Here is a 23,603-nt window from a genome sequence, read left to right on the forward strand (position 1 = left end):
CACTGCCATGTTTCCCCAATTGCCCACCTGGCTGACCTGGTCGCGGATCGTGATGATCCCGTTACTGGTGCTCGCGTTCTACGGACTGTCCATGCCGCAGGGCGGAATCGTGGCGGCCATCATCTTCGCCCTGGCGGGCGTGACCGACTGGCTGGACGGCTATCTGGCCCGGCGCTGGGAGGTGACCAGTCGGTTCGGTGCATTCCTCGATCCAGTGGCGGACAAGCTGATTGTCGCCGCGGCCCTGGTGCTGGTGGTGGACCACAACCCGGAACTCGGCATTGCGCTGGCCGCGATCGTCATCATCGGGCGCGAGATCGCGATCTCCGCGCTGCGCGAGTGGATGGCCGAGGTCGGTGGCAGCGCCAAGGTGGCGGTGTCCTGGGTCGGCAAGGTGAAGACCACCGCGCAGATGGTGGCGATCTTCCTGCTGCTGTGGGCCGAGCCCATGGTTGGCTTGCCCACCTTCCTGATCGGCGAGTGGCTGCTGTACCTGGCCGCCGCCCTGACTCTGGTCTCCATGATCCAGTACATGCTGGCGGCCGCACGCTCGCAGTAAGGGGGCGGCGTGTTTGTCGGCCGGGGCTTTGGGGCTACACTGCGGACACCTGCCCGGTGCTGCGCGTGGACTGCCCATGCCCGTTTCTGATCTTGATCTTGACAACATGCAGACCCTGGAGGCCCTTCAGGGGCTGCTGCCGGGTTTTGTCTATCAATTGCGCAGGACGCCCGATGGGCACTTCGACTTTCCCTATGTGGGTGAAGTGGTGGAGGGCTGGTTCGGTGTGGATCGTGCGGCCCTCAAGAAGGATGCCGCGCCGTTGCTGGACTGTATCCATCCCGAGGATCGCGAAGCGGTGATGCGCAGCTCAATGGAATCGGCCGAGCATTCGGAGCCCTGGCTTCAGGAGTTCCGCATGCAGTGCCGCGACGGCACAGTGATCTGGCTGTCCGCCTATGACACCGCGCGTCGGCTGGCGGATGGCACGATCATCTGGACCGGCTTCGCCACCGATATCACCACGCGCAAGGAGCTCGAGGCGGAACTGCGCCAGAGCGAGGCGCAGTTCCGTGCCTTCGTCGAGACTGCCAGCGACGTGATCTATTCGCTGCGCCCGGACGGCGTGCTCACCTACGTCTCGCCCAACTGGACGGAGAACCTCGGCCATCCGGTCAGCGCGGCGATCGATCACTCGATCGATGAATACGTGGCCCCGGAGGATCTGCCCGCGTGTTACGCGTTCCTGCAACGGATTGCGGACAGCGGGAAGAAGGAAAGCGGTATCGAGTACCGCATCCGCCACCAGGACGGGCATTACCGCTGGCACACCAGCAATGTCTCGCCGGTGCTGGACGATGCGGGCCGGGTGACGGCGTTCCTCGGCATCGCTCGGGACATTACCGAGCGCAAGGAGACCGAGGCGCATATGCAGCGCCTGGCGCATTACGATCCGTTGACCGACCTGCCCAATCGGACCCTGTTCTTTCAGATCCTCGATCACGAGCTCACGGGGGCTCGCCGAATGGGTCAGCAGGTTGCGCTGATGTTCGTGGACCTGGACGAATTCAAGCCGGTCAACGACCAGCACGGGCATGCGGTGGGCGACATGCTGCTCCGCCTGGTGGCGCAGCGCCTGTCGGGTGCCTTGCGCGACAGTGATGTGGCCGCGCGCATTGCGGGCGACGAGTTCGTGGTGATGCTGCCTCGCTTCCAGTCGGTGGAGGAGAGCCGGGTGCATGCCGCGGCGATCGGCGAGAAGATCCGAGCCCTGCTGGCGGACCCGTTCAACTGCGACGGGTCCGAGGTGCACATCTCCTGCAGTATCGGGGTCGCCTTGTTTCCGCTGGACGCGACGGACGGGCCCGCCTTGTCGCGCGCGGCGGATGCGGCGATGTACGTGGCCAAGAACGCCGGGCGCAACCAGGTGGTCGTATTCGACCGGGCGGTGCACGGCGCCGAGGCAATTGGCTACCGTGGGTATTGACCTGCGGGCAATCTGCGGTAGAATACGCGCCGATAACGAAGAGCGGGAATAGCTCAGCTGGTAGAGCACAACCTTGCCAAGGTTGGGGTCGCGAGTTCGAATCTCGTTTCCCGCTCCAACAGATTTTTGAAACCCCGGTTCGCCGGGGTTTTCTGTTTCGGCCTCTGGAGATGCGCCAGCATCTGTGGGGCCGAAACCCACCCGATACAGGCTGGGTGGCAGAGTGGTTATGCAGCGGATTGCAAATCCGTGTACGCCGGTTCGATTCCGACCCCAGCCTCCATCACCGCAGCACCCGCGAAAGGCCGCCCCTCGAGGCGGCCTTTCGCGTTTCCTGATCAGCAACGAGCGTCAGCCGGGCTCAAGGCCCGTGCGGGCCCGGGTCTCCAGGCGTCTCCTACATCGTCATCCCGGAAACCGTGCAGCGGTTATCCGGGATCTCCACGGTATGAGTGACTCGTACGTTGGGGCTCGAACGGCGTGTGGAGATCCCGGCTCTCCGCTGCGCTACGGCCGGGATGACGGGGAGGGGGCGCTACTGCCGGGATCACAATCGGGGTGCGCTCCGACCGGGATGACAGGGCAGGGGTAACGGAGCTCGGGAGGGTGATGTTCCCGGGGAGGCCTGGATCAAAGTGGCACGGGGCGGGCCATGCACGTCCCCAAATGGGCCCCGCCACTGGCTGACGATCGTTGCTAATCAGGTCGCGTTTTGGGAGCGTTGTCCTCGGGGCGGCGCGTGGATGCCAGGCTGGGGCCCATCATGGGTATCTTCGTGACGCCTGAATGAGGAAAGCTGGAATGCAGGACGAAGCGATCGGCAGCGCACGAGCGGAGGCGGAACGGGTGGAGGCCCGCAAGCGGGGGGTATATCTCGTCGTATTGCCCGCCGGTATCGCGATCTTCCTGCTCAGTTGGGCCGTTCGCGCACCGGGGGATGTCTTCCTCGCGTATCTCTATCCGTTGTTTGCGTTCGTCCTGGCCGCGCTGTTCGTAGCGGTGTGGCGGGCACCACAGGCCTTGCCGCGGCTGGAAGCCTGGATGCTGGCGATGGTGGCTATGATGATTCTCAGTCGTCTCGCGTGGCATTTCCACGCGGGCGGCCCCCTGGACGAGCACCTTCTGGTGCTGGCCGGCGGGCATTACTGGGCGGTTGGAGTCGTGATCCTGGCCGCGTTCGTGATGCTTGAGCATCGCCGCGGGTTTCGGGCCGGAGTGGCCATCCTCGTGGTTGCCACCCTGATCGCCGCCTCCGGTGCCGCAGGGGAGTGGCTGCGTGGCGAGCTTTCGCGCGATGCGGGCGTCTACCTGGTGCGGGTGCATCTGTTTCTGGCTGTCTTGTTGGCCCTGGCCAGTGTCGCGACCTCCATGCGCGATACCGTCAAAGAGGCTCTGGTGCGCAGCGAGGCGCTGGAACAGGCGGCGCAGACCGATCCCCTGACCGGTCTGGCCAACCGGCGGGCGGCCGAGTCCGTGCTGCAGCGGCATGCCGCCTCGGTCCGGCGCTACGGCGTGCCGGTCGCTGTGATCGGAATGGATATCGATCACTTCAAGGCGGTAAACGATACCCATGGTCATGCGATCGGCGATGCCGTGATCGCCGGCATTGCACGAATCCTGCGATCTTCGGTGCGCGAGCCGGATTCCGTCGCTCGCTGGGGAGGGGAGGAGTTCCTCATCGTGGCGCCGGAGATCGGCCGCGAGGGCGCCCTGCAACTTGCCGAGCGCTGTCGGGAGGCGATTGCCCGCGAACCGATCGCCGGGGTTCGCGTCACGGCCTCGTTCGGTGTAACCAGCTTCGGCCCTCAGGACAGTCTGGATGCGGTCCTGAAACGTGCCGACAAGATGATGTACCGCGCCAAGGAGGAGGGGCGCAATCGGGTCCTTCTTGGATGACGCCGCGCGCCTGGATCCAGCTATTGGGGTGCGGAGCCAGGAAGGCGTGGTATCCGACGCGCATCAATGGGCCGAGCATGGCACTATGCGGATGTCGGTCTTTCCAAGAGAGTGTCGTGCGCGCAACGGATTGCTCCCAATCGCCTCGAAAGCGGCGGCCCCTCCGGAGGCGATCGAGGGACCTGCGCGTATTCCTCAGCCTCTCGTTTGTGGGCCTGCTGGTTGCCTCCTGGGCGCCGTCCTCCGCGGCCTCCGCGCCGGATTTGCGCGTGGGCGTGTACGACAACGCGCCCAAGGTCAGCGTGGACGAGCACGGGGAGGCCGACGGCCTGTTCGTCCGCCTGTTGGACTCGATCGCCCGTCGGGAGCACTGGCAGATCGAATACGTCCCATGCCAATGGTCGCAATGCCTTGCCGATCTGCGCGAAGGCCGGCTCGATCTGATGCCCGATGTGGCCCGGACCGACACGCGCGAGGCGTTCTTCGGGTTTCACCAGATTCCGGTCGTCCAGGGCTGGAGCCAGGTATACGCGTTCCCGCAGTCGGGGTTCAGCAGTCTGGAGTCCTTGGGTCCGCGGCGCATTGCCGTGCTGGAGGGTTCGGTGCAGGAAAGCCACCTGCGCCGGCAACAAATCGGCGACCCGGGTCTCGAGTACCAACTGGTTCCCTATAGCGATCTCCCAGCGGTGCTGGCCTCGGTGCCGGCCGGCCAAGCCGATGCCGCCGTCAGCAATAACTTCTACGGACGCCAACACGCCCGCGCCTACGGGCTGGTGGAGACGCCGATCACCTTCGGCCAGGTAGGTCTGCACTATGCGGCCGCGCCGGGCGCACAGGCGGAGCGTCTGGCACTGATCGACGCCTATCTGGAGCGCTGGAAGCCCCTGGCGGGCTCGCCCTACCAGGAGGCCCTTGAGGCCACGCTGCTCGCGCAGGACGAGCCGGGCCTTCCGGGCTGGGTGATGTGGGCTCTGCTCGCAGCGCTGGCTCTGGTATTGCTGTTGGCGGTGATGGGCGTGTTCCTGCGCTGGCAGGTGCGTCTGCGTACCAGTGAGCTAAGGGCGGTCAACCAGCGTCTCGAGCACGTGCTGGACAGCGGACCTGCGGTGACCTACCAGCTCGATGCCCGTACCTTCGAGCCCTTGTGGGTTAGCCCCAATCTGCAGCGCCTGTTCGGGATTGAACCTGCGAGCGCGATGCGTCCTGGTTGGTGGGAACACCAGTTGCACCCCGAGGACCGAGCGAATGCGCTGCGCGAGAATCAACGCCTCCTTGAGGATGGTGAGATCGTGCGCGAGTTTCGCCTGTTCGATGGCTGGGGCAAGCTGCGCCACGTACGTGACGAGATACGCGTGGTGGCGAGCGATAACGTGCGCGGCGGGCAGGAAATCGTCGGCAGCTGGACCGACCTGACCGCCAGCATGGAGCAGAAGGAACAGCTGCGGCAGATGACGCACTACGATGCGCGTACCGGCTTGCCCAATCGCGCCCTGTTGCAGGACCGTCTGGGCCACACGGTGGAACGCGCCATGGCGGACGGCGAGGCGCGCTGGGTTGTGCTGATGGACCTGGACCGCTTCCGCAACGTGAACGAGACTCTGGGGACCGCGGCGGGGGATATCGTGTTGCAGGGCATTGCACAGCGCCTGAGCCAGGCCCTGTCGCCCGAGGACACGGTAGCCCGTATCGGTGCCGACGAGTTCTGCCTGATCATCGAGAGCCCGCCCGTGGAAGCCCTCGGCAGCTTCGTGCAGTCACTGATCGATACCCTGCGGGCACCCTTCGAGATCGCGGGGCGCGCGCTGGTGCTCACGGCGAGTGTCGGTGTGGCGCGTTTCCCTGGCGACGGCCAGACGCGCGAAGAGCTCCTGACCGCCGCCGAGCTGGCGATGCAGGATGCGCGGCGCCGGGGAGGGGACAGCTGGTGCGCCTACGACGCCGAGATGGGCACCCTGACCGAGCATCGGCTGTTCCTGGAAAACGACTTGCGGCAGGCCATCGTCAACCACGAGTTCGTGCTCCACTTCCAGCAACAATTCAACCTGGCCAGTGGCGAGTGCGTGGGGGTCGAGAGCCTGGTGCGCTGGAACCATCCGCACCGGGGCATGGTATCCCCCGCGGAGTTCATCCCGCTGGCCGAGGAGACCGGCCTGATCCAGGCGATCGACCGCTGGGTGCTGGAGGCGGCCTGCCGCCAGCTCGCAGCCTGGGACGAGGCGGGCCGGAACATCCCGATGATCGCCGTAAACTTGTCGGCGCGCGAGCTGCACGACGAGCAACTCGTCACCACCGTACGCGAGACCCTGGGGCGCTTCGCCATCGCGCCCGAACGCCTGGAGGTCGAGCTGACCGAAACCATGATCATGGAGTACCCCGAGCGCGCCCTGGCGGTCCTGCGCCGGCTGGACAGCCTCGGCGTGCGTCTGGCCATGGACGACTTCGGCTCCGGCTACTCCAACCTCGCGCACCTGCGTCGCCTGCCGCTGCACCGCCTCAAGGTCGACCAGTCGCTGGTGCGCGACATCGGCCATTCCCGCCACAACGAATCCATCATCCGCGCGATCATCGCGCTGGCCGCCGCCCTGGAACTGGACCTCATCGCCGAGGGTGTCGAAGAAGAACCCCAGCGCGCCTTCCTGCTGCAGGAAGGCTGCGCCATCGGCCAGGGCTTCCTGCTCCACCGCCCGGCACCGGCCGCTGACCTGTTCCGCTAATCGTGTGGTGATGGAGTTCCGAAGTGTCGAGCTGGCCTTACTAGTGGTGCGCGCCTGGCGCAGGCGGAGAGCAGAGCCCGGACGGAGCGATATTTGTACCGGGCTCAGAGAGTGCTGGGTGGCGGATTTTTCGTGTGCCGGAAGCCCGTGATCAGGATGCGAATTTGCCCCTGAACCGCGTCACGGGCTGGGCACCAATGCGGCGGAATCGTGAGGGAAGAGCTTGGGGGCTTCTGAAGTGTTTTGGTTCGGGTCATGGGCCAAGGGAACCGCCCGGTTGCATTCCGATATCGACCTGGCTGTGATCCCTTCGGGGAAGGCAACAAGCCGGTATTGGGGCCGGCTTCGTGAGCGCACCGAGGAGCTTCCGACGCTGTACAGCTTTGACCTGGTGGATATCAGCGAGGCAAGCGAGACGCTGCGCTCGGAGATCGAACAGTACGGGGTGCGGGTGTGACTTCGCGGGTCGGTTTCACTCGATAGCGCGTCGGGCTTGAAGGCTGTGCAGGGGGCGAATCCGAGGGGAGTGATCAAGAGTCCAACACCTGGCGTCCTGCGATGCGTCGGCAATTTAGGACTTCGTCGTTGGATGATGCTCCCGGAGCCATTCTTTCAGGGCACCATCCATGCGGGTTTGCCAGCCCTTTCCGGTCGCGCGGAAGGCCTCCACAACCTCTGGCGATAGGCGAATCGTGATCCGTTCCTTGGTGACCACCATTGGGGGGCGGCCGGGGCGCCGCAGTGCCCGCGCTTCGTCCTCGTCAGGCGCGTGTGTCTCCGGGTCCGCTTCGATGCCGGCCTCAATCGCCGTTTCCTCTTCCGGGTTGTTCAGCAAGACCCGACGGCCATTACGTAGCGTCAACGATCTGGACATAACGACTGATCTCCCGGTTATTCGCCTTGCGCAGGCTGATGATTCTTCGCACATTCTCTCGGTCCGTGAAGATGACGCAGTACAAGCGATCACCCATCAGGGCGTATCCCAGCATGCGACATTCGCCGTAGTCCTTTCGACGATCCTCCATGGCCAGAAGGGTCTCCCACTCCAGGCTCACGGCCAGCGCGAGTGAGACCCCGTGCTTGGCCTGATTCGCGGCATCCTTGTCCGCGTCGAACTCAATCTCCATTTGATTATTGTATGTACAAAATCATTGCTGGGCCAATGGCTGGTCTTGGTTCCGGGGGTCGGCATCAGGCTGCCGACCGAGGGAAGAGCTGCCGGGCGGCCGCCATGCCTCGCAGATAGCGCGTTTGGCGGGCATCGCACCGGGCCGTGAGATGGGTCGGTGTTCCGATGGCGCTGCCGAATTGCTGCAACATGCGGATAGCCGCACGGATGAACTGATCGGGATCAATGCCCAGACGCGCCAGCAGGGGCGGGGTGCCATCGTGGATGAAGCCGCGCTTGTCCTCGCGGATGACGCGCCCCGTTGCCTCCACGAGCTCCAGATAGTCCTCGAAGCCGAAGGGCACGGCGCACTCCGCGCGGCCAGTGGCGTCGAATGGAAGTAGCGGGGCGCGGACCAGTTGGTCCAGGACCGTCTCCGGCTGCAAGGATTCTGTTTGGTGCGGAACGGATCGTGACCGGTTCCCTCGTGTGTCGGATCTCGTAGCGTTGGTGTGTCCCGGCGCCGTGCTGTCGCCTGGAACCGCGGGATCGGCGGCGGCGCGTTCGGCTACCGTTGTTCCATCCCCGGACGTCGCGCGCAGCACGGCAAGCCGTTCCGCGACCGAGGTGTACTCGGAGGCCTCCGGCGTGGGGGCCATCCCGGCCCGGATCGGGTTCAGGTCCACGTACGCCATGGCCGTCAGAACCGCTTGCTCGTCGAGCAGGGCCTGGCTCTTGAAGCGTCCCTCCCAGAACCGTCCCGTCACGCCGTCCTCGGCGTTCGCCTGACGGGCGATCGACTCGTTCAGCACGCGCATGAACCACGACAGGTCAGCGAGTCGGGAGCGGTACGTCTCCACCCAGGCATCCACGACCTTCATCTCGGCCGCACCGAGCCCCTGTGGATCGGCCAGATACCGCTGCACCATAACCGGCCCCGAGAAGAGCTGCGTCCAGCGACGCAAGATCTCGGCGCGCTCCAGGGGCTCGACGCGCGCCTCGTCCACCCGCACAACGATATGGAAGTGGTTGCTCATGACCGCATAGGCCGCGATATCGACGGCGAACACCGACGCAAGCTGTTTCAGACGATCGGCGATCCAGCCGCGGCGATGCTCAAAGGATCGTCCGGAGTGGGTATCGTGCCCGCAGAGAAACGCGCGGCGGACGCAGCGGGAAACGACGTGGTACCAGGGCGTGTCGTCCAGAGAGACGAGGGTCGAGCGGGGCTGGGTCATGATGAACTCCTTCCGTGGAGTAGGTCTTGCAGCAACGCAGATTCGTTACGTTCCTGTCGTTAGGATAGTGAATGCCTTGGAGTTTTTCAGGGCGTAGCGAAACCGCGTTCCAGGGTTCCGTTAGAGCGGGGCGAGCAAGGTGGGTTTGCCCGAGGTTCGGGGGACGGGTTGCAGACGCGGGGCTTGCGGCCGATTGCTTCGGCGAATCCGGCTTATGTCAACAAAGTGGGTGTCCCAGAGGACTGCGCGGATAAACGAAAAAGCCCCGGCACGATGGCCGGGGCTTCAGTCCTGAGTGGGTGTCCTTACCCTTTGGTTTTTCTCTACTCGTTGGGGAAGGCGGCATCACCACGGCAGCCACCCGGTAGGTGGTTTGCTTTCATGTCGCCGTCGTTAACACAAGTCCAGCCAGCGATACGGGCAGCGTTATCGACGTCTGCAGCATCAGTGTCGTCACTTTGCCGCAGATCAGGGATCAGGGCCATGTTTCCTTCCAACGCGGAGTTAGCCGTGTCCCACTCGACGACGATCGCGGCAGTGGTACCGTCCACGGTTACACTGGTGATGTACTGGCTGGTCACGTCATCTCCGAGGTTGCCGATGTCGCCCACGCCAGTTCCCGTGGTGATACGTTCGGCGATGTCAGTGCGCATGCCCGCAGTAATGCTGAGGCCCTCAGACGCCTGCGCCCGAGCCGTATAATCCTGATAAGCCGGCAGCGCAATCGCCGCCAGAATGCCGATAATCGCCACAACGATCATCAGTTCGATCAGCGTGAAGCCCTTCTGGACACTCTTCACTTTTTGCATGGTGTTTCTCCCTTGATGTCATAAAAGCTGGGCCTTCGGCCCGGCCACCCCGTGGGTAGCTATCTGAGCAGATGCATTGGGCGTGCCAAGAGTGCGGGAATGCGTGAAAACGGCGCCCGGCCGCGGTGTGGTCTGTGGCATGGGTCACGCCCACACGCTTCCCGGGTGTGTCACGTGACAAAAATGGTCATGTGAAGTGACGCACGTTGTCACCCTGGGGGGTGGAGTGCCGCTGGTTGTCATGGCGGGGGCTTCTTGATCTGGGGGTGTTCGAGCGGGGGAGATCCCGGCTCTTCGGTGCGCTACGGCCGGGATGACGAGGGCTGGTGCTGTGGTCGGGATGACCAGGGGTCTTGACTGGGGCCGGGATGATGAGGTCTGTCGGCCGGGTGATGTGGGGGCAAGGTTCGCGGCGTTTTCCGGATTCGGCTTTGGCAGGGGCTTCGCGGGCAAGCCCGCTCCTACAGGGAGGACGGGGGCTGGGGAGCTAGAGGCCGAGGATGGCGACGGCGGTGGCGAAGTAAATGGTGATGCCGACGACGTCGACCACGGAGGTGATGAGCGGGGCGCTGGCGACGGCGGGGTCGACGCCCAGGCGGGTGAGGGTGAACGGCAGCAGCAGGCCGAACAGGGAGCCGAACAGGACCACCAGGAACATGCCCAGCGCGATCGCGTTGGCGACCTCGAGGCTGCCCAGCCAGTTGCCGGAGAGCCAGATGGCGCCGGCCAGGGTGGCGCCGAGGGCGGAGGCGACCAGGATTTCCTTGCCGCCCAGGCGCCACCAGTCCTGGGGCTTGATGTCGTTGGTGGCGAGCGAGCGCACGACCAGGGTGGAGGCCTGGGCGCCGGCGTTGCCGCCAGAGGCGATGACCATGGGCAGGAAGAAGATCAGCGCGACCACGGTCTCGATGGCGGCCTCGAAGTGGGCGATGGCGAGGCCGGAGAGGATGTTCACGGCGACCAGGATGACCAGCCAGCCGATGCGCTTGCGGTAGAGCAGCTGCATGCTGGCATCGCGCAGGGACAGCACGACGTCGCCGACCGCGGCCATGCGGTGGAAGTCCTCGGTGGTCTCGGCGCGCAGCACGTCCATCACGTCGTCGACGGTGATGATGCCGAGCAGGTGGCCGTTGTCGTCGACCACCGGGAGGACGTCGAGGTCGTAATGGCTGATGCGGTGGGCGGCCTCTTCGCGGTCTTCCTCCGCACTGATGCTGACGACATCGGTGTTCATGCGTTCGCGCACGCTGGTGGTGGGGCGCGACAGCAGCAGCCCCTTCAGGCGCACCCAGCCGAGCAGTTCGCCGGTCGGCGTGACCACGAAGATGGTGTTGATGGTCTCGGCCAGGTCGCTCTGTTCGCGCAGGTGATCCATGGCCTCGGCCACCGACCAGTCGGGCTGGACCGTGGCGAACTCGGGTGTCATCAGGCGCCCGGCGCTCTCCTCCGGGTAGCCGAGCAGGGTCTCCAGGGCCTCCTGGTCTTCGTCCGGGAGGGTCTCGAGCAGGGATTCGGCCTGTTCGTCCTCCAGGCCGTCGATCACCGAGACCGCGTCATCGTAGGACAGCGCCGCGACCAGGCGGCTGGCGTGCTCGTCTTCCAGCGCCTGAAACACGCGGGACTGGTGATCCGATTCCAGGTGGGCGTAGATATCCGCCGTGCACTCGACATCCAGGCGCTGGAAGAAGGCCTCCATCTGCTGGGCCGGCAGGGCCTCCAGGGCGTCGGAGAGATCCGGCGCCGCGTGCTCGGCGCACAGGCTCTGCAGGGCCTCGGCGGTGGGCGCGGTCAGCGCGGTCTGCAGGGCCTGCGGCAGGGTGTCGAGATCCGGTTCGGTCGGGCTCATCCGGGAGGTCCTATGGGATTGCCAGGCCGAGCAGGGCCGTGGCCAGCGTGAAGTAGATGAGGATACCGCCGATGTCGGCGAGCGAGGTGACCAGCGGTACGCTGGCGGTCGCCGGATCGAGGCGGAACTTGTTCAGGACCACCGGCAGTAGCATGCCGAGGATGCTGGCCACGGTAACGATGATGGTCATCGACAGCGCGACCAGCAGCGCGATCTCCGGCCCGCCGCGCCAAAGCCCGACCAGCGATACCGCCACACCCATGCTGAGTCCGAGGGTCAGGGACACGCCCATTTCCTTCGCCCACAGCCGGAGCCAGTCGCGCGCGGTGACCTCGCCGGTGGCCATGGCGCGCACCATCAGCGTGGAACTTTGCGCGCCGGCGTTACCGCCGGAGGCAATCAGCAGCGGCAGAAAGAACACCAGCACCACCACCGCCTCGATGATGTCCTCGTACTGGGAGATCATCAGCGCGCCGATGGTGTTGAAGGCGACCAGGCCGAGCAGCCAGCCGATGCGCTTGCGATAGAGCAGGAACGGGCTGGCCTCCTGCGGGGACAACGGCAGGGTGCCCACCGAGCCCAGCTTGTGGAAGTCCTCGGTGGACTCGGCCTCGATCAGGTCCATCACGTCGTCCACTGTGACCACGCCCAGCAGCTCGCCGATCTCGCCGACCACCGGCAGGCTCTCCAGGTCGTAGTGCTGGATGCGGCGGGCGGCCTCCACCGCGTGTTCGGAGACCGCGATGGTGATCGGGTCGGCATCGCCCAGCAGTTCGCGCACCGGGCTTTCGGCGCTGGCGCGCAGGAAGTGGCGGATGGGTATGGCGGCCAGCAGTACGCGGTCCTGATCGACCACGAAGATCACGTTGTTGGAGTGCTCGTCCGCGTTGCGGCGGATGAAGGCCAGGGCGCGCTTGAGTGTCCAGTCGGGGTCCACCGCGACCACGTCCGGCGACATCACGCGGCCGACCGAGTCCTCCGGGTAGTTGAGCTGCTTGAGTGCGCGGCGAATCGCGCGAAACGGCAGCAGGCGCAGGTAGCCGCGCAGGGTGTCCGGGTCCAGGGTCTGCAGCAGGGCGGTGAGGTCGTCCGCCTCCATCTCGGAGAGGATGAAGCGGGCGTCCTCGCGCGGCGAGGCCTCCAGCAGGCGGATCTGGTGCCCGGTGTCGAGGTAGGCAAAGACGTCCGCCTTGCGCCCGGGGGGCAGCAGGTTGAAGACGGCGATGAGGTCTTCCTCGCCCAGCTCCATCAGCGCGTGGGCGATATCCTGCACGCGCATGTAGTCGAGCAGTTCGTGGAGCCCGTCGCGGTCGTCCAGACGCAACAGCTCCTTCAGCTCGATGATGGACTGCTCGAGGTGAAGCTCCATGCCCTTCTCCCGGCGGCATCGGGGCAGCGCGCGGACTGTGCACGGGCACAGGCCATCGCGGCGCCGCACGAATGCGGTGAATGGTGCAGGTTCGGGTCGGGCGGGGCCCGGCCGTTCCCGGCTCTTTGATCAAAGAGGCCTGACGGGAAGCGACCGGTTAGGGAACGGACGCTTGCCGCTAGGCGCAGATAGATCGGCTGCGTGATCGGCTGCTTGATCGGCGTGTCAAGGCGCGTTCCCGTGTGTGGAGATGGCGCTTATTCTAACGGATGCCGGGCCTCAATCAACCGCTTGTGTGGCATTTTGAAACATTCATCTAGTCTTCATGGTCTGTTATGGGCTGGAACGTGTGGGGCGTTCGGTGAGCGCTGTTCGCCTGCGAGCAGGCTCCTACGGTGGGCTTTTCCTGCCGTGTAGGAGCCTGCTCGCAGGCGAAGATTCGTGTGATTGAAAAGGTGTCTGCGATGGAGCAACAAGGCTCGGTAGAAGGCGTGGTGCTGTCTCTGACCGATGTGGCGTTTGCCTACCCCGGCGAGGGCGAGGTGCTGCACGGTGTGGACTTCGAGCTGGCCCCCGGCGAGCGCGTGGCGATCGTGGGCGAGAGCGGGAGTGGCAAGTCCACCCTGCTGCATCTGGCGGCCGGGCTGGAGGCGGCGGATCGCGGCGCGGTGCATCTGGCGGGCGAGGCGCTCGCGGGGCTGGACGAGGCGGCGCGTACGCGGCTGCGGCGGGCCCGCGTGGGGATCGTGTTCCAGTCGTTCCATCTGATTCCGACGCTGACGGTGCTGGAGAACGTGATGCTGCCGCTGGAGCTGGCCACGGCTGCCAATGCTGCCGAACGGCGCAAGCGCGCCGGACGCCAGCTGACGGCGGTAGGGCTGGGGGACAAGGGTGAGCGGTATCCGGAGGCGCTGTCGGGTGGCGAGCAGCAGCGGGTCGCGATCGCGCGGGCGCTGGTGCACGAGCCGGCGCTGATCCTCGCCGACGAGCCGACCGGCAATCTCGACTCGCGCACCGGCGAGACGATATTCGGGCTGCTGCTGGAGCAAGTACGGGCGACCGGGTGTTCCTTGTTGCTGGTGACCCACAGCAATGAACTGGCGGGGCGGCTGGATCGGGTGCTGACGATGCGCGACGGGGTCCTTCAGCCTCCGGAATCGGTGGAGGGGTTGCCGGCGTGAGCGGTCTCGTTCTGCGTGCGTGGCTGCGCGACTGGCGTCGGCGGCCGCTGCAGCGGGTGCTGACGCTGGTCGGTGTGATCATCGGCGTGGCGGTGGTGCTGGCGGTGGATCTGGCTAACCAGTCCGCCCAGCGGGCCTTCGACCGCTCGATGGACGAGGTGGCCGGGGCCGCCACGCATCAGGTGCTGGGGCCGGCGAGCGGCTTCGACGAGGCCTTGTACCGCGACCTGCGCATGGCCGGGTGGCGGGATACGGCCCCGATCGTGGAGGGCCCGGCGCGACTGCCGGATGGCACGACCATCTACGTGCTGGGCGTCGATCCGCTGGCCGAGGGGCCGTTTCGCGGGGCGGCCTCGGATATCGGCGATGCCCCGGTGCAGCGCCTGGTGACCGAGCCGGGGACGATCCTGCCGCCCGCCGGCTGGTTCCGGGCGAGCGGGGAGGCGCATGGGGCTCGATTGGCGCTGGACGCGGCCGGGGGCGAGCGCGAGGTCACGCTGATCGACCGTGCCGCCGAACGCGACGAGGACCCGAGTGATGCTGGGGGGGATGGCGCGTCTGAGGATGCGGGCGCCGCGCTCTGGGTGACGGATATCGCCACGGCGCAGGTATTGCTCGACCGGCTGGGGCGGCTGGACCGGATCGACGTGCGGCTGGCCGATCACGAGGTCGAGGCCCTGGTCGACGGATTGCCCGCGGAACTGGAGCTTGTGGCGGTCGAGAGCCGGGGCCAGGCCGCGCGCCAGCTGGCGCAGGCGTTCCGCATCAACCTCACGGCGATGAGCCTGCTGGCGTTGCTGATCGCGGCATTTCTGATCTACAACACGCAGACCTTTGCGGTACTGCGCCGGCGCGAGGTGATTGCCAGCCTGCGCCTGGTCGGTGTCGGGCGCCGGGCGATCTTCGGGGTGGTGCTGCTGGAGGCCCTGCTGGTCGGCGTGATCGGCACGCTGCTGGGCGCGCTGCTGGGGGTGGCCCTGGCGCAGGTCCTGGTCGCGCAGGTCGCGCAGACGGTGACGGACCACTTCTTCGCGGTGGCGGTGACCGGGGTGACACCGCGGCCATTGGCGCTGGCCGCGGTGCTCCTGCTGGGCGTGGGGCTGTCGCTGGCGGCTGCACTGGCCCCGGCCTGGGAGGCGGCGCGGGTGGCCAGCCCGGCCGGCACCGGGCGCGGAGGGCTGGAACGGCGTGCCCGTGGCTGGGCCGCGTGGTTGGCGCTGGCGTCTATCGTTCTGGTGCTGGCGGGCGTCGGGTTGATCGTGACCGGTGCCGGGGCGCTGGTGGGCGGGTTTGTCGCACTGTTCCTGCTGATTGCGGGGTTCGTGTTGCTGCTGCCCTGGGTGCTGGCGTGGACGCTGCGCGGCCTGGCGGTGCTGGTGCGCGGGGCGGCCCTGCCGCGCATTGCGGTCCGCAGCCTGGAGCGCAGCCTGTCGCGCAGCGCGCCCGCCACCTCGGCGCTGACCCTGGCGCTGGCGGCGGCGATCGGCGTGGCGGTGATGGTGGGGAGCTTTCGCGGCAGCGTGGAGCAGTGGCTGGGGCAGGCACTGACCTCGGACCTGTACGTGGTGCCGGCGGCCCCGGCTTCGGCGCGCGGTGGGGCGCGCCTTCCCGAGGACTGGACCGCTGACCTGGTGGCCCGGTCGGGTGCCGTGTCGGTCAGTTCCGGCACCAGCCAGGAGGTCGTCAGTGACCGGGGGCTGGTGGACCTGTACGTGGTGCGTCCGCATGCCGACTGGCTGGACTACCTGCCGCTACTGGAGGCGGCCGTGCCCCTCGAAGCGCTGGGGGCGCGGCTGGCCGCGGACGATGCCGTGCTGGTGACCGAGCCGTTTGCCGCCCATCACGACGTGGGGTTGGGCGATCGGCTTTCGCTGGCCGCGGCCGGGGGGCGGCGGGCATTCGAGATCCTCGGGATTTATCGCGACTACGGGAACCCGCAGGGCACGGTGCTGATGACGCAGGCGGCGTTCGTGCGCGGGGGCGTGTCCGCGGACGGGGTGGGCTCGTTCGGGCTGCGCCTGCCGGATGGTGCCGACGCCGAGCAGGCGGTGGAACACCTGGAGGCGTGGCTGGCGGCGCAGGACCACGCGGCGTTGGTGACGCGGCCGGGGGATATCGAGCAGGAGTCGATGGCGATCTTCGACCGGACCTTTGCGATCACGCATCTGCTGCGCGTGATCACGCTGGTGGTCGCGTTCATCGCCATCCTGGGGGCATTGATTGCGCTGCAGATGGAACGGGCGCGCGAGTTCGCCACGCTGCGCAGCCTCGGGCTGTTGCCCGGCGGCGTGCGTGGGCTGGTGGTGCTGCAGGGCGGGGTGCTCGGGGTATTCGCCGCGCTGGCGGCGATCCCGCTCGGGCTGGGGATGGGCTGGTTGCTGATCGAGGTGATCAACCGCGAGGCCTTTGGCTGGGGGATGGACCTGCGCCTGCCGTGGGCCGAGGTCGGGGAGACCGTACTGCTGGGCGTGGGGGCTGCATTGCTGGCGTCGGTGATCCCCGCCTGGCGGATGGCGCGGATGCGGCTGGTGCCGGCGCTACGGGAGGTACCGTGATGGACTGGATGGGGTATTGGATGACATGTGTGGGAGCCCCTGTGGGAGCGGGCCTGCCCGCGAAGCCCCTGCCCGCGCTGGATTCTGGCGGGACCCATTCGCGGGCAGGCCCGCTCCCACAGGGGCTCCTACAGGGGCTTCTGGTCATGTTGTTGGTGGGGTTACTGGCCGCATGCGGGGGTGTGGAGCCGCCGGAGGCGGACGATTCGGGGGTGACCGGACTGCGGGTGAGCGAGGCGCTCGGGGGTGAGGACACCACGGGCTTTCGCCGCGCCGATGCGCCGCGGGCGTTCGAGTTTCCGCGCGATCATGGGCCGCATCCGGGGTTTCGCAACGAGTGGTGGTATCTGACGGGAAATCTGGACGGGCCCGAAGGCGAGCGTTTCGCGTTTCACGTGACGTTCTTCCGCGTGGGGCTCGCGCCGGAGCTGGCGGGCGATGCGGTCTGGCACGCGTCCGCCTGGGCTAGCCCCGATCTGTGGATGGTGCATACGGCGGTGCTGGACCGTGACGCGGGGTTTCACGCATCCGAGGAGCGGTTCGTGCGCGATGGCGGCGGGCTGGCCGGGGCCACCGAGCCGGTAGGGCGTGTCTGGGCCGAGGATTGGGAACTGGCCGGGCTGGAGGGAGAGCGCTGGACGCTGCGCTTCACGGTCGAGGACTACGTGCTGTCCCTGGAGCTGGAGCCGGCGCGCAAGCCGGTGTTGCAGGGCGAGGCCGGCCTGAGCCAGAAGGGGCCGGAGCCGGGCGATGCCTCGTATTACTACTCGATGCCGCGTATCGCGGTGGCGGGGGAGGTGCGCCGTGCTGCCGGGGCAACGCTGGACGTGACCGGGCAGGCGTGGATGGACCGCGAATGGAGTACCAGTGCGCTGGCCGAGGATCAGGCGGGCTGGGACTGGTTCGCGCTGCAGCTGGATGACGGGCTGGACGTGATGTATTACCAGTTGCGCCGCCCCGATGGGACGCCGCACGAGTTATCGAAAGGTCGCTGGATGCCGGCGAATGCCGAGGACGCCCTGCTGGAGCCGGAGCAGGTGCAGCTCGAACCCACCCGCTACGCCACCCAGCCGTCCGGTAACCGCTATCCGGTGGAATGGTCCCTGCGTATCGAGCCTCCGGGTGGTGGGCCGGCGCGCGAGTGGACCGTGGTGGCGGTGCGCGACGAGCAGGAGATGGACACGGTGGTCCGCTATTGGGAAGGGGCCGTGGATATCCTCGACGCGGATGGCGAGCCGGTCGGCCGGGGCTTCGTGGAGTTGACGGGGTACGAGGACGGGTGAAGGCCTTGGCTAGGGGGTGGCTCTGCCCCCGGGTGTTGATGCGATTCGCTCCGCTCATCGCATCCTACGAAAATTCTACCCGCCCTTGTAGGATGCGATGAGCGGAGCGAATCGCATCGCGTCGGAGCAGCTCAAACATCGGTTCGAACCAATCCCAGGGAAGGGAGGCGACGGATGACGGATTATCGCCGTGTGCGCGTGCCGGGTGGCACGTATTTTTTCACTGTGAATGCGGCCGTTCGGGTAGGAAACACCCTATTTGCGGATCACATTGACGCGTTGAGAGACGCGTTTCGCGAGGTGCGGCATCGTCATCCGTTCGTGATCGACGCGATGGTGGTGTTGCCCGAGCATCTCCATTGTATCTGGCGCCTGCCGGACGATGATGCCGATTTCAGCCGCCGATGGCGGTTGATCAAGGCGCGGTTCTCGCGGTTGGTGTGTGCTGGCGAAGCGCGCACGCGTAGCCGGGCAAGACGCGGTGAGCGAGGGCTCTGGCAACGCCGGTTCTGGGAGCATTGCATCCGCGATGAGGATGATTGGGTCCGCCATGTCGATTATATCCATTACAACCCGGTGAAGCATGGCTGGGCATGTTGTGTGGCCGAGTGGCCGTACTCCAGTTTTCACCGGTTTGTGCGGGCAGGTGTGTATCCGGTGGATTGGGGTGGCGTGCCGGAATCGGATGGCTTGGTTGTGGGGGAGGCCCGGGGTGATTGATGTATCCGAGTGATACGATTCGCGGGGCTCATCACATCCTACGAGGGGACAATTGGATTCGTAGGATGTGATGAGCGAAGCGAATCGCATCGATGATGTGGGGCGTTTGGAAAATGGGGTGGCGGGGCGCGCCACCCCGGGGGTTACCACTCCAGGGCTTCGTGGGCGGGGGCCAGGTCGAAGTCGTCCTCGAGGTGGGCGCGCAGGGCGCGTTCTTCCATCAGGCGTTCCAGGGCGCGGCGAGCGGCGTGGCGTGCCGGGCCGCGGTCATTGACGAGCTGGTTGTCGAACAGGCTGGCGATTTCGTCGGCACCATCGGCCACGTCGTCGATCGTCGGATCCATTGTCGGGTCTCCTGACAAGCCGGCCGGGCCACCCCGGACTGCGGTATCAGAAAAGCCTTATATATCGTTCCCGGCGCTGCGCAAGCAGAAAATTCTTATTGTTCGGCGGATTGTCTTATGGGCATGGCGCGCCGAACTCGGGACGCTGCTTCTGGTCCATCGTGCACGAGTGGCAGCGCTTCTCACTGTCATCCCAACCAGTCGCGAGGGCAGGCCATGCTGATCCGCACCCGACGTCGTTCCGAGTGTTCCCATAGCGAGATCACCCCGCCGGAGGTCTACGCGCGGCGGCGCGAGTTCCTGCGTGCCGGGGTCGGGTTGGGCGCCGGTCTTGCCCTGGGGGGGCTGGGCATGGCGTTGCCGGCCTCCGCCGCGCTGCGCGGCTACCCGCTCGAGTTCGAGGGCAGTGATTACTCCACGGACGAGTCGAAGACCGCGTATGACGAGATCACCAGCTACAACAATTTCTTCGAGATGGGGCCGGGCAAGAGTGACCCCAAGACCTACGCCGACCAGCTGAAGACCGACCCCTGGACCATCACCGTGGACGGGCTGTGCGAGAACCCCGGCGAGTATGCGGTCGAGGATTTCATCAGCCCCTGGTCACTGGAGGAGCGGATCTATCGCATGCGCTGTGTCGAGGGCTGGTCCATGGTGATCCCGTGGATCGGCTTCGAGCTGAATCGCATCATCGAAAAGGCACAGCCGCGCGGCGGTGCCCGCTATGTCGCCTTCGAGAGCATCTACGATCCGGACAACCTGCGCGGCCAGCGCCGCCGCCGCGGCAGTAGTGGCGGGCTCGAGTGGCCCTATACCGAGGGGCTGCGCATGGACGAGGCGATGCATCCGCTGACGATTCTGGCCGTGGGGTTGTACGACGAAGTGCTGCCGAATCAGAACGGGGCGCCGATCCGCCTGGTGGTGCCGTGGAAGTATGGCTTCAAGAGCATCAAGTCGATCCAGCACATCCGCTTTGTCGAGGACCAGCCGCCGACCCTGTGGAATCAGGCGCAGTCCGACGAGTACGGTTTCTATAGCAACGTGAATCCGGACGTGGACCATCCGCGCTGGTCACAGCGCACCGAGCGCCGGATCGGCGAGTTCCGCCGCCGGCGCACGGAGATGTTCAACGGCTACGCCGATGAAGTCGCCTCGCTGTACGAGGGGATGGACCTGACGCGGTACATCTGACGCGGTGACGGCATGACGGCCTCAACGCGCCGGGCTCGCGCCCAGCCACCGCGTGGCGTCTGGTGGGCGGTGCTGCTGGCCTCGTTGGTCCCGGCGGGCTGGATTGGTTTGCGTACGCTGGGCTGGTTCGACGGGCTGGGCGTGAATCCGATCGAGAAGCTGCTGGAACTCTCCGGCACCCACGCGATGATCGCGCTGCTGATCGCGCTGGCGGTCACACCGCTGCGGCAGATGACGGGGCTGGCGTGGATCGTGCGGTTACGGCGAATGCTGGGGCTTGTGGCGTTCGGCTATGTGACCGCGCACGCCCTGATCTGGCTGGGGGTGGATCTGTTCTTTGACTGGGAACTGGTGCTCTACGACCTCACCGAGCGCCCGTTCGTGATGGTCGGCTTCGCCGCCTGGCTGATCCTGCTGGCGTTGACGCTGACCTCCACCGACGGCGCCCAGCGCTGGCTCAAGAAGAAGTGGGTCTGGCTGCACCGTGGGGTGTACCTGGCCGGCGTGCTGGCGGTGCTCCACTTCCTGTGGCTGGCCCGCGCCGACTACGTGGAGGTCGCCCTGTACGCGGCGATCCTCGCCTTCCTCCTCGGCTGGCGCGTGCTCTACCGCTGGCAAACCCGGCGCCGCGTCCATGCCCGCCGCCGCACCCCCGCCTGAGCGTCCGGCTCAATTACCTTTTGTTGACCACGAAGGCACGAAGAAGGGTCGGGTCAAGGGCGTTCCTGATGAGCAACGAGCTTCCGCCCATTGCCGGGAACGTTCGTCCAGGGGTTGGCTCCGTCCGCCGCGGGGAGCTGTTGGGCTCCGCGAGTCGCATCGTTTCCTGCGTCGTGCCAGTTCCTTGATGGGATTCGCTGCGCTCATCCCATCCTACGACTACGGGAGGGCAGCGGTGCGCGTCATCCCGGAAACCGCGTAGCGGTTATCCGGGATCTCGGCGGCTGGGGTTGCCCCGAAGGGGGAGATCCCGGCTCTTCGCTTCGCTCCGGCCGGGATGACAGTGCAGGGGCCAGGGCCGGGGAGGGTGACGTTCCCAGACGGCCCGGATTAGAGCGACTTGCGACGGGCCATTTACGTCCCCGGACGATCCCCGTGACTGGCTGACTCTCGTTGCCAATCAGGCGATTTTTCTACCCTGGATCTGCTCTGTGTCCTCTGTGCCCTTCGGGTCTTCGTGTGCTTCTTGGTGGATAAAAGGGGACGCGAAGAATGCTAGCTGGCGTTGAGGGTGATCAGGAATTCGAGCAGGGCCTTCTGGGCGTGCAGGCGGTTCTCGGCCTCGTCCCAGACGACGCTTTGCGGGCCTTCCAGGACGTCCGTGGAGACCTCTTCTTCGCGGTGCGCCGGCAGGCAGTGCATGAACAGGGCGTCGTCGTTGGCGAGCCGCATCAGGTCGGCATCGACGAAGAAGCCGGAGAAGGCTCGGCGCCGCGCGCTCTTTTCCTGCTCCTGGCCCATGCTCGCCCAGACGTCGGTGACGACCAGATCCGCACCCTCGGCCGCGGCACGGGCGTCGCGCGTCAGCTCGAAGTGCTCCTGCGTGGTCTCGACCACGCTGGGCTCCGGGTCGTAGCCTTCCGGACAGGCGGCGACCAGCTGGAAGTCCAGCTGCCGGGCGGCGTACATGTAGCTGTGGCACATGTTGTTGCCGTCGCCGATCCAGGCCACGCGCTTGCCGCGGATGTCGCCGCGGTGCTCGACGTAGGTCTGCAGGTCGGCGAGCAGCTGCGCCGGGTGCTCCAGATCGGTCAGGCCGTTGATCACCGGGACCGAGGAGTGCTTGGCGAACAGTTCGATCTTCTCGTGCTCGTAGGTGCGGATCATCACGCAGTCGACCATGCGCGAGAGTACGCGGGCGGTGTCTTCGATCGGTTCGCCGCGGCCCAGCTGGGTGTCGCGCGGGGACAGGAACAGGGCGTTGCCGCCCAGCTGCTGCATGCCCACCTCGAACGATACCCGGGTCCGGGTGGAGGACTTCTCGAAGATCATGCCCAGGGTCTTGCCGCGCAGCAGGTCGTCGTGGTGCCCGCCCGACTTCAGCTGCTGCTTGAGCTCGATCGCCCGTTGCAGCAGGGCACGGGTTTCATCCCCGGAGAGATCGAGGAACGAGAGGTAATGGCGAGGGTTCATGCAGAGACCTCCTTGGGGACAGAGGATGACAGGAAGGCATCCACCAGGTCGGCTACGGTGGCGGCGATCTGTTCCACCTGCTCATCGTCGATGATGAGCGGCGGCAGCAGGCGGATCACGCGGTCCGCCGTCACGTTCAGGATCAGGCCGCGTTCCAGGGCGGCCATCACCAGCTCGCCCGCCGGGCGGTCCAGCTCGACGCCGATCATCAGGCCGCGGCCGCGCACGGCGACCACGCCCGGATGGTCGCTCAGGCGGTCGCGCAGGCGACCCAGCAGGAATTCGCCCTGGCGGGCGGCCTGTTCGCACAGGGCCTCGTCCTGCATGACGTCGAGCACGGCCAGCGCCGCCCGGCACACCAGCGGGTTGCCGCCGAAGGTGGTGCCATGCATGCCGGGACTGAACAGCTCGCGCGCCGCACCGGCGACCAGATTGGCGCCAATGGGGATGCCGTTGCCGAGACCCTTGGCCAGGCTGACCACGTCCGGCGTGATGCCCTCGTGCTGGAAGGCGAACCAGTATCCGGTGCGCCCGATGCCGGCCTGGATCTCGTCCAGCATCAGCAGCCAGTCCTTGCGGTCGGCCAGCTCGCGCAGGCGCCGCAGGTAGCCAGGGGGCGGGACATGGATGCCGCCTTCGCCGGTGACCGGCTCGACCAGGATGGCGACCACGTCGGGGTCTTCGGCCAGGGCCTCTACCGCATCGAAGTCGCCGTGCGGGACATGCACGAAGCCCGAGACCAGCGGTTCGAACCCGGCCCGCACCTTGGGGTTTCCGGTAGCGGACAGCGTGGCCAGGGTGCGGCCGTGGAAGCTGCCCTCCATCACCACAATCTTGGGCTCGGCGATGCCCCGGGCGCGGCCGTGCAGGCGGGCGAGCTTGATCGCCGCTTCGTTGGCCTCGGCTCCGGAGTTGCAGAAGAACGCGCGGTCCATGCCGGCCAGCTTGCACAGACGCCGGGCCAGCTGTTCCTGCAGCGGGATACGGTACAGGTTGGAGGTATGCACCAGCGTGCTGGCCTGGTCGCAGATGGCCTGTGCCACCTTGGGGTGGGCATGTCCGAGACCGCACACGGCAATGCCGGACAGGGCATCCAGATAGCGCTTGCCGTCGGTGTCCCACAGCCAGGCGCCTTCGCCGCGTTCAAAGGCGACGGGCAGGCGCTTGTAGGTGTTCTGCAGGGCGTCGTTCATTGGGTTCTCCGAAACCAAAGAGCCGGCGGAGGACCGCC

At 66.5% G+C, this 23,603-nt stretch carries 20 protein-coding genes and 2 tRNA genes; 13 read left to right on the top strand and 9 right to left on the bottom strand.

Translation table 11 applies throughout. The annotated features are described in order from the left end of the window. Window positions 1-7 precede the first annotated feature (7 nt). From pgsA to D573_RS13835, 7 genes are all read left to right on the top strand, one after another. Window positions 8-559, top strand: a complete 552-nt coding sequence (gene pgsA, locus D573_RS0109230) for a CDP-diacylglycerol--glycerol-3-phosphate 3-phosphatidyltransferase (RefSeq protein WP_018938061.1) — start codon at window positions 8-10, stop codon at window positions 557-559. 76 nt (window positions 560-635) lie between these two features. After that, window positions 636-1,985: a sensor domain-containing diguanylate cyclase gene (locus D573_RS0109235; RefSeq protein ID WP_026287932.1), complete on the top strand. Its 1,350-nt coding sequence runs from the start codon at window positions 636-638 to the stop codon at window positions 1,983-1,985. A 42-nt stretch (window positions 1,986-2,027) separates the two neighbouring features. Next, window positions 2,028-2,103 (top strand) — tRNA-Gly (locus D573_RS0109240). Between the two features lie 91 nt (window positions 2,104-2,194). Continuing rightward, window positions 2,195-2,268: transfer RNA gene (locus tag D573_RS0109245), tRNA-Cys, on the top strand. A 518-nt stretch (window positions 2,269-2,786) separates the two neighbouring features. Further along, window positions 2,787-3,881: a diguanylate cyclase gene (locus tag D573_RS0109250; RefSeq protein ID WP_018938059.1), complete on the top strand. Its 1,095-nt coding sequence runs from the start codon at window positions 2,787-2,789 to the stop codon at window positions 3,879-3,881. Window positions 3,882-4,150: 269 nt separating this feature from the next. Then, window positions 4,151-6,595, top strand: coding sequence for an EAL domain-containing protein (locus D573_RS0109255; RefSeq protein ID WP_026287931.1), 2,445 nt, complete (start codon window positions 4,151-4,153; stop codon window positions 6,593-6,595). Between the two features lie 277 nt (window positions 6,596-6,872). Then, window positions 6,873-7,052, top strand: a complete 180-nt coding sequence (locus D573_RS13835) for a nucleotidyltransferase family protein (RefSeq protein ID WP_018938057.1) — start codon at window positions 6,873-6,875, stop codon at window positions 7,050-7,052. A gap of 114 nt (window positions 7,053-7,166) precedes the next feature. Here D573_RS13835 and D573_RS0109265 read toward each other — a convergent pair whose 3' ends face one another. From D573_RS0109265 to mgtE (D573_RS0109290), 6 genes are all read right to left on the bottom strand, one after another. Beyond that, window positions 7,167-7,430: a BrnA antitoxin family protein gene (locus tag D573_RS0109265; RefSeq protein ID WP_018938056.1), complete on the bottom strand. Its 264-nt coding sequence runs from the start codon at window positions 7,428-7,430 to the stop codon at window positions 7,167-7,169. A 13-nt stretch (window positions 7,431-7,443) separates the two neighbouring features. Beyond that, the gene (locus tag D573_RS0109270; protein WP_018144151.1) at window positions 7,444-7,722 is read right to left on the bottom strand and encodes a BrnT family toxin; all 279 of its coding nucleotides are present in this window, start codon (window positions 7,720-7,722) and stop codon (window positions 7,444-7,446) included. A gap of 64 nt (window positions 7,723-7,786) precedes the next feature. After that, window positions 7,787-8,941: a transposase gene (locus D573_RS0109275; RefSeq protein WP_018938055.1), complete on the bottom strand. Its 1,155-nt coding sequence runs from the start codon at window positions 8,939-8,941 to the stop codon at window positions 7,787-7,789. A gap of 323 nt (window positions 8,942-9,264) precedes the next feature. Next, window positions 9,265-9,750, bottom strand: coding sequence for a pilin (locus tag D573_RS0109280; protein WP_018938054.1), 486 nt, complete (start codon window positions 9,748-9,750; stop codon window positions 9,265-9,267). A 487-nt stretch (window positions 9,751-10,237) separates the two neighbouring features. Beyond that, the gene (gene mgtE / locus D573_RS0109285; RefSeq protein ID WP_018938053.1) at window positions 10,238-11,596 is read right to left on the bottom strand and encodes a magnesium transporter; all 1,359 of its coding nucleotides are present in this window, start codon (window positions 11,594-11,596) and stop codon (window positions 10,238-10,240) included. Window positions 11,597-11,606: 10 nt separating this feature from the next. Further along, window positions 11,607-12,965, bottom strand: a complete 1,359-nt coding sequence (gene mgtE / locus D573_RS0109290) for a magnesium transporter (protein WP_018938052.1) — start codon at window positions 12,963-12,965, stop codon at window positions 11,607-11,609. A gap of 464 nt (window positions 12,966-13,429) precedes the next feature. Between mgtE (D573_RS0109290) and D573_RS0109295 the strand changes: the two genes are divergently transcribed. From D573_RS0109295 to D573_RS14285, 4 genes are all read left to right on the top strand, one after another. Then, complete coding sequence (locus D573_RS0109295) at window positions 13,430-14,146, top strand: ABC transporter ATP-binding protein (RefSeq protein WP_018938051.1); 717 nt, start codon at window positions 13,430-13,432, stop codon at window positions 14,144-14,146. After that, a complete protein-coding gene (locus tag D573_RS0109300) occupies window positions 14,143-16,701 on the top strand; it encodes an ABC transporter permease (RefSeq protein WP_018938050.1) in 2,559 nt (852 codons plus the stop codon). Before D573_RS0109295 ends, D573_RS0109300 begins: the two co-directional genes overlap by 4 nt. Window positions 16,702-16,847: 146 nt before the next feature. Then, the gene (locus D573_RS0109305; RefSeq protein ID WP_018939195.1) at window positions 16,848-17,984 is read left to right on the top strand and encodes a lipocalin-like domain-containing protein; all 1,137 of its coding nucleotides are present in this window, start codon (window positions 16,848-16,850) and stop codon (window positions 17,982-17,984) included. 174 nt (window positions 17,985-18,158) lie between these two features. Next, window positions 18,159-18,704 (top strand): transposase, encoded by a 546-nt coding sequence (locus tag D573_RS14285; RefSeq protein ID WP_026288005.1) that lies wholly within the window; start codon window positions 18,159-18,161, stop codon window positions 18,702-18,704. Between the two features lie 143 nt (window positions 18,705-18,847). Here the strand turns inward: D573_RS14285 and D573_RS0109315 are convergent, their stop codons facing one another. Next, window positions 18,848-19,048, bottom strand: a complete 201-nt coding sequence (locus D573_RS0109315) for a PA3496 family putative envelope integrity protein (protein WP_018145403.1) — start codon at window positions 19,046-19,048, stop codon at window positions 18,848-18,850. Window positions 19,049-19,264: 216 nt separating this feature from the next. Between D573_RS0109315 and msrP the strand changes: the two genes are divergently transcribed. Together msrP and D573_RS0109325 are read left to right on the top strand one after the other, a co-directional pair. Continuing rightward, entirely contained in the window at window positions 19,265-20,239 is a 975-nt protein-coding gene (gene msrP / locus D573_RS0109320) for a protein-methionine-sulfoxide reductase catalytic subunit MsrP (protein ID WP_018938047.1), read from the top strand. 12 nt (window positions 20,240-20,251) lie between these two features. Then, window positions 20,252-20,899 carry a sulfite oxidase heme-binding subunit YedZ gene (locus D573_RS0109325; RefSeq protein WP_018938046.1) on the top strand — a complete coding sequence of 216 codons (648 nt, stop codon included), beginning with the start codon at window positions 20,252-20,254 and terminating at the stop codon, window positions 20,897-20,899. A 555-nt stretch (window positions 20,900-21,454) separates the two neighbouring features. Here the strand turns inward: D573_RS0109325 and argF are convergent. Both argF and D573_RS0109335 read right to left on the bottom strand, forming a co-directional pair. Next, complete coding sequence (gene argF / locus D573_RS0109330; protein WP_018145406.1) at window positions 21,455-22,372, bottom strand: ornithine carbamoyltransferase; 918 nt, start codon at window positions 22,370-22,372, stop codon at window positions 21,455-21,457. Next, window positions 22,369-23,565, bottom strand: a complete 1,197-nt coding sequence (locus D573_RS0109335) for an acetylornithine transaminase (RefSeq protein ID WP_018938045.1) — start codon at window positions 23,563-23,565, stop codon at window positions 22,369-22,371. Before D573_RS0109335 ends, argF begins: the two co-directional genes overlap by 4 nt. Window positions 23,566-23,603: the final 38 nt, after the last annotated feature.

The organism is Thioalkalivibrio sp. AKL9 (assembly GCF_000377825.1).
Taxonomy (GTDB): Bacteria; Pseudomonadota; Gammaproteobacteria; order Ectothiorhodospirales; family Ectothiorhodospiraceae; genus Thioalkalivibrio; species Thioalkalivibrio versutus.

Coding starts and splice junctions, on each gene's coding strand:
- pgsA (WP_018938061.1), top strand. CDS start 8: ATGTTTCCCCAATTGCCCACCTGGCTGACCTGGTCGCGGATCGTGATG.
- D573_RS0109235 (WP_026287932.1), top strand. CDS start 636: ATGCCCGTTTCTGATCTTGATCTTGACAACATGCAGACCCTGGAGGCC.
- D573_RS0109250 (WP_018938059.1), top strand. CDS start 2,787: ATGCAGGACGAAGCGATCGGCAGCGCACGAGCGGAGGCGGAACGGGTG.
- D573_RS0109270 (WP_018144151.1), bottom strand. CDS start 7,722: ATGGAGATTGAGTTCGACGCGGACAAGGATGCCGCGAATCAGGCCAAG.
- D573_RS0109275 (WP_018938055.1), bottom strand. CDS start 8,941: ATGACCCAGCCCCGCTCGACCCTCGTCTCTCTGGACGACACGCCCTGG.
- D573_RS0109280 (WP_018938054.1), bottom strand. CDS start 9,750: ATGCAAAAAGTGAAGAGTGTCCAGAAGGGCTTCACGCTGATCGAACTG.
- mgtE (WP_018938053.1), bottom strand. CDS start 11,596: ATGAGCCCGACCGAACCGGATCTCGACACCCTGCCGCAGGCCCTGCAG.
- mgtE (WP_018938052.1), bottom strand. CDS start 12,965: ATGGAGCTTCACCTCGAGCAGTCCATCATCGAGCTGAAGGAGCTGTTG.
- D573_RS0109295 (WP_018938051.1), top strand. CDS start 13,430: ATGGAGCAACAAGGCTCGGTAGAAGGCGTGGTGCTGTCTCTGACCGAT.
- D573_RS0109305 (WP_018939195.1), top strand. CDS start 16,848: ATGTTGTTGGTGGGGTTACTGGCCGCATGCGGGGGTGTGGAGCCGCCG.
- D573_RS14285 (WP_026288005.1), top strand. CDS start 18,159: ATGACGGATTATCGCCGTGTGCGCGTGCCGGGTGGCACGTATTTTTTC.
- D573_RS0109315 (WP_018145403.1), bottom strand. CDS start 19,048: ATGGATCCGACGATCGACGACGTGGCCGATGGTGCCGACGAAATCGCC.
- msrP (WP_018938047.1), top strand. CDS start 19,265: ATGCTGATCCGCACCCGACGTCGTTCCGAGTGTTCCCATAGCGAGATC.
- D573_RS0109325 (WP_018938046.1), top strand. CDS start 20,252: ATGACGGCCTCAACGCGCCGGGCTCGCGCCCAGCCACCGCGTGGCGTC.
- argF (WP_018145406.1), bottom strand. CDS start 22,372: ATGAACCCTCGCCATTACCTCTCGTTCCTCGATCTCTCCGGGGATGAA.
- D573_RS0109335 (WP_018938045.1), bottom strand. CDS start 23,565: ATGAACGACGCCCTGCAGAACACCTACAAGCGCCTGCCCGTCGCCTTT.